The following is a 16,346-nucleotide window of genomic DNA, read 5'->3' on the forward strand; positions in this document are numbered from 1 at the left end:
CGTGAAATGACAAAATCCCCTACCCATCGCTCGCAGGTACCAGCGCAAATCGCGCTGACGGTGATGTCAAAACAGGCAGTTCTCCTGGCTCAGATTCATCGTCCGATCATGCCTTCCCAGAGATTTCTCCAGTGGCCTTTTATGAAGGACTCCTCTTACAGTGGCGGGACCGCTCCGGCTTCTACCGAATTCCCTATTAAGTCTTGCGACGCCTGTCTCCAACAATATGTTGTTTTCATCTTTATATTAACTCTGTTTATTGGGGATTGTCAATACTCCCGAAGTCTTTTACAATAAAAATATGGTTTGATTCTGCATAGATTTTCTACGATTTTCTACGATTCTTCAAAATTGCACAAGGAGACACAGCATGATCAAAGTTCATGGATCCGTCATCATCGAGCAGGGCGTGACCTTCGCCATCGTCGTCGTCAAGCCCCACGTCACGCAGTACACGGCTCGCGCCGTATCGTTCCGCAATGAGATCGCCCCCTTCTTCCGCAACATGCCCATCATCCTGATGTCGCAGGACAAGGACGGCAATCCGCGCTACTATGGCAGAAAGGACATCGTCGATTTTCTAAAGACGGTCAAGGTCGAGCAGATTCCCTGGAAGACGTACCATATTTATTAAGAAACGCAATTGCCGCCAAAAAGCGCCCGCGAAGGCGCTTTTTGGCGGCAAGCTGTCAGATCATATTCTTGATATAGGCGTCATAAAGCGCCTTGAGTTCCTCGATCTTGTCATACATCTCTACCTGCAGACCCGACGCCACGGCGTAATCGCCTTCGTGCAAGGCCTTGATGAGAAGCGTGAACAGAGATTTTTCGTCGATGCTGTCCTTCGCGAGATACGAGCGAATGCCGTTGATCTTGTTCCAGTTGTAGGAGTCCTGATCTGTCACGAAGGTCGCCTGCACTTCCTTTGCCTTGCGCACGATGTCGCGGTTCTCGGGAATGATGCGGCTGATGAGTTCCGTCTTCCAGCGCAGGAGAGCGCCCGCCTTGAACGCCTCGATGATCTGCGGACGCAGAGCGCCGCCCACCGTGATGGCGGCGACCTTCTCGGGATGATTCTCAAACCCCTGCATATTTTCCCAAACCGTCGCCGGCGGTGCGCCGAAGAGGCGATTTCTTTCCTTTTCGGTGTAATCCTCGAAGACATCGACCTCGCTGCGATAAGCGCGATCCTTTTCAAGATAAAAGCCTTCCTTCCCCGCTTCCTTGGAAAGTTCTGCCAGAAGTTCCTCCGTCGTATGGTGAATCGAGGTCTTCACACCGTCAAGCACTGCAGAATAGACTGCAGCCAAAACAAGGTATATATTGGAATACGGATTGCAGGCGCGCAGTTCGAAGCGCGTCGCATAAGGATTCGCCAAATCGCGAATCAATCCTGCAAGTATCGTGCGGTTGCGCGACGGAATTTCCGGCGTATAGCCGAGCGACGTGACGATGCAGACGGGCGCTTCAAAGCCGGGCTTCAAGCGGTTGAGCGAATCGTTCGTCGCCGACACGAAGGGATTGATGACCTCATAATTCTTCAAGAGCCCCATGATCGCGCCATAACCGACGGCACTCAGGTAGTCCTTCGTCATATCCTGCGGCGTGAAGAGATTGTGCACCTTGCCGTCTTCCATGACGGCGGCGATGCAGAAATGCGTATGCTCGCCGTTGCCCGCAAGGCCGATCATCGGCTTCGCCTTGAAGTTCACCTCCAGGCCGTTCTCACGGAAGACCTCGCGCACCATCGTGCGCACGATCAGTTCATTGTCCGCCGCCTGCAGGGCGTCAGAAAAGCGCCAGTCGATCTCGATCTGCTCGCACACATGCGTCATCTTGCCCGACTCGTCAATCTGCGCCTTGAGACCGCCGACCTCCTTGTGCCCCATCTCAACCTGCAGTCCGTAGCGATCGAGCAGCATGACCGCCTGCTCCAACGCCGTGCGCACAGCGCCGTGCGTACGCTGCCAATACTGCTCCTGCATGACCTGAGAAGCCGAAAGTTCCTCCACGTTCGTCTCTTCGAGAGGCGTCTTGACCCAGAACTCCAGCTCGGTCGCCGAAGTGAACTGGAAATCGACAATCTTCGAGCCGTCGATGTGCTCAAGACCCGAAACGTGCGGATGCTCCTTGAACATCTGCAAGAGTTCCTTTTTCAAGTAGACCAGCGTATCCTTCAAGATGGCACGCGAATCGACGCGCTTGCCGTCATGGATGAGAAAGGACGGGATGCGCAGCGTGCCGATGGGCTTGCCCGTTTCCTCATCGAAATGCTCAAGATTGTAATCAATGAACCAGTTCGCTTCCGGATCGATTGGCATGTCGACCTTCGCGTTGTTCAAGATGGCAATGCCCGTCAGCACGACCGAAGAACCGTCCGTCTGCACCGCCGTGCCATTGTAGAAATCATCCATATCCTTGAGGAAGATGCGCATCGGTATCTTTTCATCGGTATCATTGCCTGCGAGATCGATGCCGACGAGAGAAACAAACTTTATCTCCGGATGCGCCTCCAAGAGACGAACAATTTCTTTCTTCGAGGAATTTGCTGGAATCACATACAACAAGTCTTCCATTTCAACCATCCTTTTCCTTTCGTGGGCAGACATTCCATTCGCTGCAACAACAGCGGCACAAAAAAACCGCACAGCAAAGCTTTCCCGTACATGCGCGGAAAACAAAGCTATACGGCAACGCTGCCAACATACTTATCCATGCGACTATCATAGCACCTCCTTCTCCTTCTGTCCAGCAAAATTCTGCCAAAAGCAGGAACTTTTTCCGCCGGCGTGGTATAATCGCTGAAAGACACCTCTCAAGGAAAGGCAGCATCCGCATGGCAAAAAAAGTTTTGCAAACCAGTCGATTCAAAATCTTCGGCATCGTGCAGGGCGTCGGATTTCGCCCCTTCGTCAGCCGCACGGCAAATGCACTCGGCATCACGGGAGACGTCTGCAACAAGGGCTCCTATGTAGAAGTTCGCGCCCAAGGCACGAAAGACGCTCTGCAAGATTTTCGCAAAAAATTGGAAAAAGAGCCGCCCGAACGCGCAGTCATACTGAAAATCCTGCAAGATTCTACGGAAAAAGCCCCTTTGTTTCACGATTTCCAGATCATCGAAAGCGCCCACGAGAGCGGCGACGTATTTGTTTCACCCGACATCGCCATCTGTCCCAAGTGTCAGACCGAACTTTTCGACAAAAACGACCGCCGCTACCTCCATCCGTTCATCAACTGCACCTCTTGCGGTCCCAGGCTCACGATCCTCGACGCCATGCCCTACGACCGCGAGCGTACGAGCATGGGAGCGTTCCCCATGTGCCCGGCGTGCCATTACGAATACACCCATGCCGAAACGCGCCGCTACGACGCGCAGCCCGTATGCTGCAACGACTGCGGGCCGCACGTCTATCTCTTGGGATGTAAAGAGCGCGACCATGCTGCAATCACACGTGCAAGGCATGTGCTGCAGGAGGGCGGCATCGTCGCCGTCAAGGGCATCGGCGGCTTTCACCTCGCTTGTGACGCAAGAAATGAGGCGGCCGTGCAGCGGCTGCGCGAGCGCAAAAGCCGCCCGCAGAAGCCCTTCGCCGTCATGCTGCGCGGCCTCGACGCCGTGCGGCGCGAGTGCCGCCTCAGCGACGCACAGAAAGCGCACCTCGACAATCACCAAAAGCCCATCGTACTGCTGGAAAAAAGCGGCAGCGGAAAAATCGCTGCGAGCGTCGCACCCGCAATGCCCTCCCTCGGCGTCATGCTGCCCTACACGCCGCTGCACCTTCTGCTCTTTTCCTTGCCCGACGAACTCGCTGATTTCACAGATTGCCTCGTCATGACGAGCGGCAACCCTTCGGGAGCGCCGATCTGTCGTACGGACGAGGACGCACTCGACGCGCTTTCTTCCATCGCCGACCTCATCCTCTCGCACGACCGCGAGATTCGTCTGCGCGCCGATGACAGCGTCATGGATTTCTACGACGGTGCGCCTTATATGATTCGACGCAGCCGCGGCTACGCACCGCTTCCCTTGATGCTCTCTGCCGATTTCCAAGGCTCGGTTCTCGGCATTGGCGGCGAACTCAAGAACACTTTCTGCCTTGCCAAGAATTCACTCTTCTACCCCTCGCCCTATCTCGGCGATATGAGCGATCTGCGCACCCTCCGAGCTCTGCGCCAAGCCCTGCCGCGCATGGAGCGTCTGCTCGCCATCACTCCCGTCGCCGTCGCCGCCGACCTTCATCCGCGCTACGAAACGAGCCGCTTCGCCGAAACCTTGGGACTTCCCATCTTCAAGGTGCAGCACCACCACGCGCATGTGCTCTCCGTCATGGCGGAGAACGATCACCTCTCCCCCGTCATCGGCGTGAGTCTCGACGGCACAGGCTACGGTACGGACGGAACGATCTGGGGCGGCGAAATCATGCTCGCTACAACGCGTGATTTTCAAAGGCTCGCCTCCCTTGCGCCCTTCTTCCATGCAGGCGGCGACCTCGCCGCGCGAGAAGGCTGGCGTCTTGCTGTTTCCTTGCTCCATCTTTACTGCGGCAGGGAGAATGCCCTCCTCCACAGCAAAAAACTCGGCCTTGCGACAGAAAAAGAAGCTGCCTCCGTCATCTTCCAACTGGAGAATGGCTTGCATACGACGATTTCGACGAGCGCGGGGCGGCTCTTCGATGCCGTCAGCGCCTTGCTCGGCATCCGCCGCATCTCCACCTATGAGGGGGAAGCCGCCATATACCTGCAATTCGCGGCTGAAGCCGCCGAAAAGGCTGGAAAATCTGCACAAGCGGACGCGCTGCTCGCACGCTGGAAAGCGGACGGCACGCTCCAAGCGCCGCCGGCAGAAAGCGCCATTACGATTACGGACGGTCGCTTCCTGCTGACCTCAAACGATTTATTCTGCCATCTGCTGCAATATCGCCTGCAAAATGTGTCAAGCGACCTCCTAGCACTCGCTTTTCATCGCGGACTTGCCGCCGCCATCCGCGACGCTTGCAAAAACGCGCGTGAAATGACAGGCTGCAGCACGGCGGCACTGACAGGCGGCGTATTTCAAAACACCCTGCTGCTGCGCCTGACACAAAACGCCTTGGAAAAAGACGGGTTTCATGTCCTGCATCACAGCATCATCCCGTCGAATGACGGCGGCATCGCCGTCGGACAGGCGCTCTTCGCCATGCAGTGCCTGAAGGACAAATAGAGCAGTCACGAATAGAAAGGAACTTTTCATGGGACTTAACGATACACCCTCGGGCGAACGCCTGCACATCGGCTTTTTCGGCCGCCGCAATGCCGGGAAATCCAGCCTCATCAATGCCATCACGGGACAGGAAGTCGCCGTCGTCTCCCCCGAAAAGGGTACGACGACCGACCCTGTAACGAAAGCGATGGAACTTCTTCCGCTCGGCCCCGTCCTCCTCATTGACACGCCGGGCTTTGACGACACGGGCGACCTGGGCGAACTCAGAGTCAAGAGGACGCGCCGCATCTTGAACAAGACGGATATCGCCGTTCTCGTCCTCGATGCCGCTGAAGGCATGACAGCGGTCGACGAAGAACTGATGCAGATTTTTCGCGAGAAGGACATCCCCCATCTCATCGTCTGCAACAAATGCGAGGACGAAAAGCATCCTTCCTCTGCCGGCAATGAAAGCATACTCCAAGTCAGCGCTATGAAAAACCTCGGCATAAACGAGCTGAAAGAACGCTTGAGCCAGATTGCGCCGCAAGAAAAACCTCGCGCTTTCGTGCGCGATCTGATTTCTCCGCACGCCCTCGTCTTGCTCATCACGCCCATGGACAAGGCGGCGCCGAAAGGCCGGCTCATCCTGCCGCAGCAGCAAGCGATTCGGGACATCTTGGAAGCAAGAGCCCTTCCGCTCGTCTGTCAGGAGACGGAGATTTCCGTTGCACTTGACAGCCTGAAGAACGCGCCCGATCTCGTTATCTGCGACAGTCAGATCTTCAAAAAAGCTGCTTCTTTCATACCCAAGTCCATCCCTCTGACCTCCTTCTCCATCCTTATGGCGCGTTACAAAGGCTTTCTTTCTGAGGCCGTAAACGGCATCGCCGCTCTCCCTCGCCTCGCGGACGGCGATACCGTACTCATTTCCGAAGGCTGCACGCATCACCGTCAATGCAACGACATCGGCACGGTCAAGATTCCGCATTGGCTCACCGAGCACACAAAGAAGAAGCTGCTTTTTGAAACCTCAAGCGGCCAGACCTTCCCCGAGGATCTGCAGAAGTATCAGCTCATCATCCATTGCGGCGGCTGTATGCTCAATCAGCGCGAGATGCTCTACCGCATGAAATGTGCCAAGGATCAGGGCGTGCCCATGACGAACTACGGCACGCTCATCGCTCATCTGCACGGTATCCTGCAGCGCAGTTTGGGACTTTTCCCGCATCTTGCAAAAAGATTATAGGCTAGGACTTTCCTATTGACTTTTGAAAAAGATAGGCTTTTCTTTATTTCCCTTATAATTTACCTAATATTTTTGCAGGGATTTCTCTTTTTATCTAGAAAGAATAGCAGAAAAGCATTTTCAGGAGAAGGCTTATCCGTCCTTTGACCTAAGTACAAGTACAAGGGACAAAACAGAGTACGAAGCCGTACCCCAACTTTGAGGAGGAATATTTCATGGCTTTGCCAGAAACCATTAAGACAAATGAAGACATTATCAACGCCTTCAAGGCTGTGCTCCCCTATCTGAATGAAGTGGTGGAAGCCGATATCGCCTCCGTTCTCTCGGACGGAACGAAATGCCTTGCCTTTGTACCCGCCAAGAGTTTTTCCATCCCGCTGAACGTAGGCGACTCCATGCTCGAACATCCGGCAATTCAGGACGCAATGCGTACCAAGCGTCCATCGATCGCCGAAATGCCCGCCTCCGTTGCCGGCGTCGCACTTCGCACTGCCGGAGCGCCGATCTTCGGCATAAACGGCGAGGCGATCGGCGTCGTCGCTGCCGGCTTCCGTCCGAGTGCCACAGAAACCGTACTTGAGAACATCGAGCGCATATCATCTGCCGTACAGACGATTCACGCTTCCGTTCAGCAGGTCGCGGAAAGTGCCAACGAACTTGCAAAATCCGGGCAGGAATCCGTTTCTCAAGCCGCTATCCTGCAGGAACGCAATGCGGAAACGATCAAGGTCATCGACTTTATCAACGGTATCGCCCAGCAGACGAACCTCCTCGGTCTCAATGCCGCCATCGAAGCGGCGCGTGCAGGCGAGCAGGGAAAAGGCTTCGCCGTCGTCGCCGAAGAGGTACGAAAGATGGCAGAGCAGTCGCGCACGGCCACAGAGAAGATTCAAGCGACTCTTTCCGAAATGAACAAGGCTGTCATGGAAATCTCCAAATCCATCGAATCGACCGGCGCCATCAGTGAGGAGCAGGCCGCCTCAACCGAAGAAATCACGGCGAGCCTTGCAGGGGCGCGCGACATCATCGAAGATCTCAAGTGCTTCGTCAAAGAACTGAAATAAACTACACGCACAAACATCCGTTTCCTGGACATTGTGCGCCGCTTTTAATGAAAGAATCCCCGTTTCATGCAAGAAACGACTGATATGGAGGAGGAACATCCCTATGGCACTGCCAGAAAATATCCAGACGAACGAACAGCTCATCGACGCCTTCAAACTCGTACTGCCCTATCTGAATCCCATCCTGCCGGACGATACGCGGCTCGTCATATCGTCGCCCGAAGCCATTCTCGACGTCGCACCTGCAAAACACTTGCAGCTTAAGAGCTCTCCCGGAGACTCGGTGCGCAGCGTCGCCGTCGTACAACAGGCGTTCAACGAGCGCCGCACGACATCTTCGGCGCTCGATTCCAGCGTCTACGGCGTGCCGATTCATGTCACGGTCGCGCCTGTTACTGGGCCGAACGGCGATGTTCCCATCGTCATTTCTTCCAGCTACGAAATCAGTGATACGTTGAACAAAATTGCCGAAAACATCGACCGCATCGCCAATGCAACGGAAACCGTATATCAGTCCATCGAGCAAGTCGCCAACAGCGCAGGCGAGCTTGCCCGCACGGGGCAGGAATCCGTTTCACAGGCAGGCACGCTGCAGGAGCGAAACGCGGAGACCATCAAGGTCATCGACTTCATCAACGAAATCGCCCAGCAAACGAATCTCTTGGGCCTCAACGCCGCCATCGAGGCCGCGCGCGCCGGCGAGCAAGGCAGAGGCTTCGCCGTCGTCGCTGAAGAGGTCAGAAAACTGGCTGAGCAGTCCCGCACAGCCACAGAGAAAATTCAAGAAACCCTTTCCGAAATGAACAAATCCGTCGCAGAAATCTCCAAATCCATCGAATCAACGGGCGCAATCAGCGAAGAACAGGCTGCTTCCACGCAGGAAATCACAGCCAACCTCTCGCGCGTGCGTGACATCATCACGGAACTGCAGAACTTTGTCAACGGGCTGCAGAAATAAGTCAACAATAAAAGAGCCGCACAATGCCAAATACAAGAAGCATTGTGCGGCTCTTTTTTATTTAAGGAGAACAAGTTCAAACAGGAAAACGACAACACAGCAGGCAGCGGAAACTTGAAAAAGGCTCGCGCCCACCCAAGCGAGCGAAATGCCGACCAAAAGAGCTGCCACGCCTGCTGCCGGCATCTGTGTAGCGTCGACAATGGCAGGAAAGGTCATGACGGCCAAGGTCACATAAGGCACATAGTAGAGAAAAGAGCGCAGGAAACGGCTCTTGATCGGGCGGCGCAGAAGCGTCAGCGGCACGAGGCGGATGGCGAGTGTCACGGCAGTCATGACGAGGATGTAAAGGAAAACGTCATGCTTCATCCATCATTTCCCCTTCCTCCGTCTCCCGCAAAGGAAAGAGACATGCCGCTGCACTTGAAAGAAGCACCGTAAGAACGATCGTCCGTGACGATGCGGAAAGCTCCGAAACAAAAGGCAGGGTCGCCGCCAAGAAGCTCATGGCGAAGCTGATGAATACAAGCGCAAGAACCACTTTATTCTCTTTCCCCGGCGGAATGATGATGGCGATGAACATGCCGTAGAGCGCCACGCTCAATGCGCTGAGCAAGGACGGCGGCAAGATGTCGCCCGCCACAATGCCGAGTGACGTCCCCAAAGCCCAAACGGGTACGGCGAGCGACATCGCTCCATAATTGTAAGCGGGCCGCAGGAAGCCTTGACGTGAAATCGATATGCCGAAGATCTCATCCGTAATGCCGAAGCCTACTCCCAAGCGGTGATAAAAAGGCGTCGCAGGTGAAAACTTCTGGCTGAGCACGCAGCTCATGAGCATGTAGCGCGCATTCGCCACGAGCGTGATCGCCGCCATCTCCCAATACGGAGCGTCCGCAGCGATGACGGTGAATGCCGCATACTCTCCAGCCGAAGCAAGGTTAAATAAGCTCACAACAAAGCCGTCAACAGCATCAAGACCCGCATTATGCGCCGTTATGCCGAGCGTAAAGCTCACGACAAGGTATCCGAGCGCAATCGGAGTGCCGTCGCGCATGCCTTCGCGGAAAAGCTGCCGATTCGTTTTCTCGCCGATGGGCGCTCCCGTCATTTCGCCGACACTTTGCTCATGAACTTCTCGCGGTTCACAAGAACGCGTTCATGAAGCCCCTCACCGATCTCCCCCGCCTCGTCAAAGGCCTTGACGGCAAATGTAACCTGACGTCCGTCGAAGCTCTTGACCTCCGCTTCGGCGTGAACACTGCGTCCCAGAGCCGTCGCCGCCTTATGACGGATATTGAGCGAAATGCCCACCGAAGTCCAATCGGACGGCACAAGTTCGTCAACGAGTTCCGCCGCCGCCTGCTCCATCAGAGCCGTCATCGCAGGTGTGGCGAATACGGGCAAAGAGCCGCTCTTCATCGCGATGGCGGTGTTCTCCTCCGTCACCTTTGCCGCGGCCTCGCGTTTCATACCCACTTCGATCTTTGTTTCCACCATGATGAATTCCCCCTATAAAAATTTCCACAACATCCTAAGAATTGTCTGAATCCCATAACGCATAGAGCATCTTTGCGCGCTCGACATAGTTCGGATCGTTGCTGCTGCTCAGCCACTCGATCGCGCCTTTTTGGCCGCGTTCCCGCAGAGCATCGGCTTCCAACAGGCGACGCTTGAGTTCGCGAGCCGTCCCCGCCGCACCGTCAAAAATCTGCACGGCCTGACCCACGACATCTTGAATCGCCTCGCGCACAAAGGGAAAATGCGTGCAGCCAAGGACGACGCAGTCGATAGGCTCTTGCGATACGCTCGAAAACCGTTCTTCCAGATAGTCGCGCAGGGCTGTCGAACGAATCTCGCCGCGCTCGACGAATTCCACGATCTCAGGGCACGGCAGCTTGACGATCTCCCCTGCATCTTTGAATCGCTCCATGAGACGCGCAAACTTCTTCTGCCTGAGCGTCGCATGCGTCGCCATGACGACGACGCGCGGCTTTTCACCGCTCAAGACTGCAGGCTTCAACGCCGGCTCCATACCGATGATCGGCATCTGTCTGTATCTTCGGCGCAAAGGCGCACAGGCGGCACTCGTCGCCGTATTACAGGCAAGCACGACGGCTTTGACCCCCTCTGCCGCCATGCGGTCGATCTGCGCCGTCGTCAAGGCGCGAATCTCCCGCTCCGTTCGCTCGCCATAAGGCGCATGGGCGGCATCGCCAAAATAAATGAAATCCTCCTTCGGCAAAAGGGAAACAAGTTCGCGCAGCACGCTGATGCCGCCGAGTCCTGAATCAAAAACACCGATGGGCTGCTCCTTTTTCACGTTGTCCAATGCACCCTTCCCATACGCAAGAATCCGCCTCTTACATATTCTAATGAGTTTGCCGCGAAAAATCAACCGCAAGCATTGTTTCCTTTACAAGACGGAAGAAAAAATATATAGTAACCTTTGAGGACAGCAGATCTGGGAGACTTCATTTATCAGCGCTCCTTATATCAGCGCTCCTTAAAAAGCACATCACACAAAAATCCCTGCAGGAGGTTTCTCTATGGCAAAACAACATCTCGCCGCCATCGAATATATCCGCGGCATTTCCATGCTCGGTGTCATCGGCATCCATGTCGGCTCACAATACTTGATGAATCCCGCATCCAACGCACATCTGACAGCGCTCTTCGAGATTGCCACACGCTTCAGCGTGCCCATCTTCTTCTTCATTTCCGCTTTCGGCATCTTTTACAATATGGATTTGGATCAGCCCTTCAGCTATCGCCGCTTCCTGCAAAAGCGCTCGCGTGCCGTCGTCCTGCCGTATCTCGTCTGGTCTCTCTTCTACCTCCTGCATGACGGCTGGCTTTATGGCGTCGGCTTTCCAGCGCCGCTCTCGCTCGCGTCCCTCATTTTCTTCGGCAATGCCAAGTACCAGCTTTACTTCCTCGTAATCCTCATTTGGTTCTATCTCCTCATGCCGCTTTGGATTTCCATAGTAAAGCATATCAACGGCAAAGGGCTTCTGCTCCTCTTCGCGCTGCAGGTCGCCTTCGACTACTTTTCGAGTTTCAATGTCCCCTTCAATACCATGGTTTACGGCATGGAAAATCCCGTGCTCAAGAGTTTCCTGCTCTATCGCCTCAATTATTGGGTGCTCCACTACGTCTTCATCTTCGTCATCGGCGGCTACCTCGCCATGCATTTCGACGCTTTCAAGGCATTCATGCACAACGAGCGAAAGAGCATCTGTCTCTTCTTCGCGGTGTCCCTCATAGGACTGCTCAGCTATTATTACTTTCTGCTCTCCTTCCGCAATTACACGCAGATGGATGCCATCAACACGGCGCATCAGCTTTGTCCGCTCGGTATCGTCTACACCCTGGCTGCGTCCCTCTTCTTCTTCACGATTTTCACCGAGCAGCGATATCCGCAGATACTCAACTCCCTCTTTTCTCTCCTAGGCAGGCACTCGTATTTCGCCTACCTCGTCCACCCTCTCTTCATCGGTTACATGATGCTTGCGCTCGAAAGGCGCGGCATCATCATGACAGCACCCAAGGCAATCGCATTTTATCTCGCAACTGTCGTCCTTTCCATCGCAGCGGCTGCAATCACTCGCTCCATCGGAGAAAGATTCCCCATGCTGAACATGCTCACCTTAGGCATTGCCGCTTCAAAGAAAAAATAAGCCTTTGACGAAACTCGCCGAGCGTTATTGCTCAGCGAGTTTTTTCAATGTCTGGGAAAGAATTTCTACCAACGGCGCTACGGTTGGCAGTTCAAGACTTTCCTTAGGATTGTGAATGTCGTGCGTCGTCACGCCGACGGAAACGAACTTCATCTGCGGATTCTTACGATAGAACCAACCGCACTCCAGCCCCGCATGAATTGTCTCGACTTTCATCGGCTTGCCCATGCGCTGCTCAAAAACCTCCGCGATGAGTTTCGCGAGCGGATTGTCCCTGTCTTCGTCCCAACTCGGCGCAATCGTGCCGATATGAAGCGCAAAGCCCGTAAGTTCTGCCAAATCCTTCGCCATGCGGCAAAATTCAAAGAGCTTGCCCTCCACACTGGAACGCGGATAAAAGTCGATGTCGATGTCCGCACCCTCCATACGCACGACGCCGAGATTCGCAGAGGTTTCCACCATGCCCGGCGTGACGGCGGACATCTGGTAGACGCCCGTATGGAAAAGGCGCAGGATGCGCAGCAAGTTTGCTGCATCCTCTGGCGCAAAAGTCTTCTCTGTATGCGGCGCTTCTGCAAGTGACAACTTAAGCGACGGCTCTGTTACGCTGTACGTCCGACGAAACTTCTCTTCTTCCTGCCCCAAGGCTTCGCGCAGGGCTTCCTCCGTCGCCTCTGTCACGACGATTGCCTCCGCCTCCGACGCGATCGCATTCTTCGCCTTACCGCCCGTAAGCGAGGCAAGTGAGAAATCCACGCCTGCCTCCTGCAGTCCTGCCAGCGCCAAGGACAATAGACGCAGTGCATTGGCGCGTCCTTCACCTATCTCCTCGCCCGAGTGCCCGCCTTTTAGTCCTTCGACGGCAATCTGCCACGCTTTTCCCTTCGCAGCAGCAACAAACTTCATCGTGCGCGAAAATGTCAGATCGACTCCGCCCGCACTGCCGACACAAAGCTCATCGAGATTCTCCGAATCGCAGTTGATCAGATACTGCGCATCCTTCAGATATTTCTCCGCCAAGTGGATGGCGCCCGTCATGCCGCGTTCTTCGTCAACGGTGAAGATCGCACGCACGGGTCCGTTCTCCTTCACGTGGCGCAAGATGTGCAGGATGATGGCGACGCCGATGCCATCATCCGCCCCAAGGCTCGTCCCTGCCGCATGCAGGACATCGCCCTCTTCCACAAGTCGGATGGCATCGTGCAGCGGATCATAAGCGACGCCCGGTGCAGCGACACAAACCATATCCATGTGCCCTTGGAGAATGACGCGCGAGGCATTCTCTCTGCCTGGCGCAGCGGCAAGATCGGCGATGATGTTGTTCCTCTCATCCTGCACGACCTCAAGCCCCATCTCGCGCAAATGTGCGAGGAGATAGTCGCTGACTGCCTTCTCGTGTCCCGATGGGCGCGGAATCGCGGCGAGGGCACGAAACTCTTTCATGACACTTTCTAAAATATCGCTCTTTTTCATAAGTCGCTCCTTCTTTCCATAGAAAAAGCAGGGCAATCAAGCCTGACTGCCCTGCCCAAGGAAGCATCCATTCCCTGCATCCGCAAGGAAAGCCTCCTGACACCTCATATTCAATCTTGCAAGGGAATCGGCTCGGCCTCATAGACGTTCACGCCATCCGGCGCATAGAGCACCATGGCCGTGGAAACGCGCTTGACTTCACCGTTCATAATGTAGCACACACCATTGATGAAATCGCAGAGACGGCACTGCTCCTCAAGCTCAACGCGCTCATAATTCACGAGCACCGCCCTGCCGGCCTTCAAATCATCGGCGATTTCCTGAACCTGATCGAAACTGCGCGGCACATAGATCTTCACGTTGAGCGAAGGAATCTGCGTCGTATGAACCGTCAGCTTCGGACGCTCCTGCTGAACCGTCACACGCGTGCGCGGCGCATGCACCGCCGTCGTATAGCGCGGGCGGCGCAGCTCTGACGCAGATGGATACATCGGCGGCTCTGCCGACGCATAGGAAATTGATGCACCGTTAGAAACCTTGCGTTCCTCATAAGAGTCAGCGCTCATCATACGTTCCTCTTCTTGCTCCTCTTTCCTTGCCGACTCTGTTTTGACGACTTCTTCTTCCTCCACGGGCATGAGGAAGTCCGTCACCCTTTTCAAAAAATCCACCGCACTCCGCCTCCAGCGTAATAATTCCATGATAGCGACAAAATAAACCGAACAAACGATTGGAAACCTCTTAATGAATCATGCTTATTATGTTCGCTCTTTCTTTCGGAAATCCTCTAAAAAAAGTTAAGCCTCTGGAAAAAGTTTTCCCGATGGGCGCATAAGATAGATATTCCCATCGAAAAGTCCTGCCATTGCTGTTACTTTCGTGCATTTTTATTCGCACGTCCGCGAGCCGTACGATCGAGTATCGCCTTGCGCAAGCGGATATTTTCCGGTGTGACCTCGACAAGTTCATCCTCGTTGATGTACTCAAGCGCCTGCTCAAGACTCAAGATGCGCGGCGGCACAAGGCGGATTGCCTCATCGGAAGAAGACGTGCGCATGTTGGAAACATTCTTCTTCTTGCACGGATTGATGTCGATGTCGAGTTCGCGCGAATTTTCGCCGACGATCATGCCTTCGTAGACCTGCTGACCCGGCGAAATGAACATCGTGCCGCGATCCTGCAGCGTGTAGATGCCATATCCCGTCGTCTCCCCCTGCTCGAAGGCGACGAGCGAGCCTCGCGTGCGCCCAGGGATGTCTCCCTTGAAAGGGACGTAGCCGCAGAACACATGGTTCATGATGCCGTTTCCCTTCGTATTCGTCAAAAGTTCCGAGCGGAAGCCGATGAGTCCGCGTGCAGGAATGACGAACTCCATGCGCATGTAGCCCGAAACCTCCGTCATATTGGAAAGCTCCGCCTTGCGCGTGCCCAGAGACTCCATGACCGCCCCCATATACTCCTGGGGAACTTCGATCGTCAAGTTTTCCATCGGCTCGCACTTCTGCCCGTTGATCGTCTTGTAGACGACCTCGGGCTTGCCGACCTGAAGTTCATAGCCTTCGCGGCGCATCGTTTCGATGAGGATGGAAAGATGCAGTTCGCCGCGTCCCGATACCTTGAAGACATCGGCGGAATCTGTCTCCTCCACGCGCAGGCTGACATTCGTCTCCACTTCCTTGAAGAGACGGTCACGCAGATGGCGCGAGGTCACAAACTGCCCTTCCCTGCCGGCAAAGGGACTCGTATTGACGCCGAAGGTCATGGAAAGCGTCGGCTCGTCGATATTGATCGTCGGCAGAGCTTCGGGATTTTCCGCATCCGCCACCGTATAGCCGATGCTGACATCACCAAGACCCGTCAGGGCAACGATATCGCCCATCTGTGCCTCAGGTACCTCGACACGCTTCAAGCCCTGATAGACAAAGATCTTGCCGACGCGCGCCTTCGACTCATGGTCGCCGCTCAGGAGAGCAACACTCTGGTTCGTTTTCACACCGCCGCGGATGATTCGGCCGACGGCAACCTTGCCGACATACTCATCGGCTTCGAGCGTCGTAACCATCATCTGCAGCGCACCATCTGCATCACCCGAAGGGGCAGGGATGTCCTTAATGATGGTTTCCAGCAAGGGGACGAGGTTGTCACTCTCGTCTTCCATGTTGTACTTCGCAATGCCTTCGCGCGCCGTTGCGTAGATGCAAGGGAAGTCCAGCTGCTCATCGTCCGCATCAAGCTCCATGAAAAGCTCAAGAACTTCATCATAAACATCATCAACACGCTGATCGGGGCGATCGATCTTGTTGATGACGACGATGGGCTTAAGTTTCTGCTCAAGCGCCTTTCTTAAGACATACTTCGTCTGAGGCATCGGACCCTCGAAGGCGTCAACAAGCAGCAGCACGCCATCCACCATGTTGAGCACACGCTGCACCTCGCCGCCGAAATCCGCATGACCCGGCGTGTCGACGATGTTGATCTTCACGTCATTGTAGAGGATCGAGGTATTCTTGGAAAGAATCGTAATACCGCGCTCGCGCTCCAAATCTCCGGAATCCATGACGCGCTCTGCCACCTGCTCATTCGAGCGGAAAACATGGCTCTGCCGCAGCATGGCGTCAACCAGCGTCGTCTTTCCATGGTCGACGTGGGCGATGATCGCGATATTCCTCAACTTTTCATTTACACTCATTTTTGTCCGATGTCCTCCTAAATATGTTTCACCTATAGCAGTACAATTTTATTA

At 54.9% G+C, this 16,346-nt stretch carries 14 protein-coding genes and 1 riboswitch; of the genes, 6 read left to right on the forward strand and 8 right to left on the reverse strand.

Going from position 1 to position 16,346, the window contains the following annotated elements; all coding sequences use genetic code 11:
- Window positions 1–56 precede the first annotated feature (56 nt).
- Window positions 57–231: riboswitch (cobalamin riboswitch) on the reverse strand.
- Window positions 232–370: 139 nt separating this feature from the next.
- Window positions 371–634 (forward strand): hypothetical protein, encoded by a 264-nt coding sequence (locus tag OL236_RS05335; RefSeq protein ID WP_006193048.1) that lies wholly within the window; start codon window positions 371–373, stop codon window positions 632–634.
- Window positions 635–689: 55 nt separating this feature from the next.
- Here the strand turns inward: OL236_RS05335 and OL236_RS05340 are convergent, their stop codons facing one another.
- The gene (locus OL236_RS05340) at window positions 690–2,576 is read right to left on the reverse strand and encodes a glutamine synthetase (protein WP_265071610.1); all 1,887 of its coding nucleotides are present in this window, start codon (window positions 2,574–2,576) and stop codon (window positions 690–692) included.
- A gap of 260 nt (window positions 2,577–2,836) precedes the next feature.
- Between OL236_RS05340 and hypF the strand changes: the two genes are divergently transcribed.
- The 4 genes from hypF to OL236_RS05360 all read left to right on the forward strand — a co-directional run bounded on the left by hypF (window position 2,837) and on the right by OL236_RS05360 (window position 8,450).
- A complete protein-coding gene (gene hypF / locus OL236_RS05345; RefSeq protein WP_265071611.1) occupies window positions 2,837–5,200 on the forward strand; it encodes a carbamoyltransferase HypF in 2,364 nt (787 codons plus the stop codon).
- Between the two features lie 28 nt (window positions 5,201–5,228).
- On the forward strand, window positions 5,229–6,428 hold the full coding sequence (hydF, locus tag OL236_RS05350) for a [FeFe] hydrogenase H-cluster maturation GTPase HydF (RefSeq protein WP_265071612.1): 1,200 nt from the start codon (window positions 5,229–5,231) through the stop codon (window positions 6,426–6,428).
- A 455-nt stretch (window positions 6,429–6,883) separates the two neighbouring features.
- Window positions 6,884–7,492: a methyl-accepting chemotaxis protein gene (locus tag OL236_RS05355; RefSeq protein ID WP_265071790.1), complete on the forward strand. Its 609-nt coding sequence runs from the start codon at window positions 6,884–6,886 to the stop codon at window positions 7,490–7,492.
- 103 nt (window positions 7,493–7,595) lie between these two features.
- The gene (locus tag OL236_RS05360; protein ID WP_265071613.1) at window positions 7,596–8,450 is read left to right on the forward strand and encodes a methyl-accepting chemotaxis protein; all 855 of its coding nucleotides are present in this window, start codon (window positions 7,596–7,598) and stop codon (window positions 8,448–8,450) included.
- Between the two features lie 57 nt (window positions 8,451–8,507).
- On the opposite strand, the gene OL236_RS05365 is transcribed toward OL236_RS05360, so the two are convergent.
- The 4 genes from OL236_RS05365 to murI are packed head-to-tail and all read right to left on the reverse strand — an operon-like array spanning window position 8,508 to window position 10,773.
- A complete protein-coding gene (locus OL236_RS05365; RefSeq protein WP_265071614.1) occupies window positions 8,508–8,819 on the reverse strand; it encodes an AzlD domain-containing protein in 312 nt (103 codons plus the stop codon).
- Window positions 8,809–9,561, reverse strand: coding sequence for an AzlC family ABC transporter permease (locus OL236_RS05370; RefSeq protein ID WP_265071615.1), 753 nt, complete (start codon window positions 9,559–9,561; stop codon window positions 8,809–8,811). The genes OL236_RS05365 and OL236_RS05370 overlap by 11 nt, the downstream gene beginning before the upstream one ends.
- On the reverse strand, window positions 9,558–9,950 hold the full coding sequence (locus tag OL236_RS05375) for a thioesterase family protein (RefSeq protein ID WP_265071616.1): 393 nt from the start codon (window positions 9,948–9,950) through the stop codon (window positions 9,558–9,560). Before OL236_RS05375 ends, OL236_RS05370 begins: the two co-directional genes overlap by 4 nt.
- A 34-nt stretch (window positions 9,951–9,984) precedes the next feature.
- Window positions 9,985–10,773 (reverse strand): glutamate racemase, encoded by a 789-nt coding sequence (gene murI / locus OL236_RS05380; RefSeq protein WP_265071791.1) that lies wholly within the window; start codon window positions 10,771–10,773, stop codon window positions 9,985–9,987.
- A gap of 226 nt (window positions 10,774–10,999) precedes the next feature.
- Between murI and OL236_RS05385 the strand changes: the two genes are divergently transcribed.
- The gene (locus tag OL236_RS05385) at window positions 11,000–12,130 is read left to right on the forward strand and encodes an acyltransferase (RefSeq protein WP_265071617.1); all 1,131 of its coding nucleotides are present in this window, start codon (window positions 11,000–11,002) and stop codon (window positions 12,128–12,130) included.
- Window positions 12,131–12,154: 24 nt separating this feature from the next.
- Here the strand turns inward: OL236_RS05385 and pepD are convergent, their stop codons facing one another.
- From pepD to typA, 3 genes are all read right to left on the reverse strand, one after another.
- Window positions 12,155–13,603, reverse strand: coding sequence for a beta-Ala-His dipeptidase (gene pepD, locus OL236_RS05390; RefSeq protein WP_265071618.1), 1,449 nt, complete (start codon window positions 13,601–13,603; stop codon window positions 12,155–12,157).
- 110 nt (window positions 13,604–13,713) lie between these two features.
- Window positions 13,714–14,274 (reverse strand): cell division protein SepF, encoded by a 561-nt coding sequence (locus tag OL236_RS05395; RefSeq protein WP_265071619.1) that lies wholly within the window; start codon window positions 14,272–14,274, stop codon window positions 13,714–13,716.
- A gap of 200 nt (window positions 14,275–14,474) precedes the next feature.
- Window positions 14,475–16,292 carry a translational GTPase TypA gene (gene typA / locus OL236_RS05400; RefSeq protein WP_006193030.1) on the reverse strand — a complete coding sequence of 606 codons (1,818 nt, stop codon included), beginning with the start codon at window positions 16,290–16,292 and terminating at the stop codon, window positions 14,475–14,477.
- Between the last annotated feature and the right edge of the window lie 54 nt (window positions 16,293–16,346).

Source organism: Selenomonas sputigena (assembly GCF_026015965.1).
Taxonomy (GTDB): domain Bacteria; phylum Bacillota; class Negativicutes; order Selenomonadales; family Selenomonadaceae; genus Selenomonas.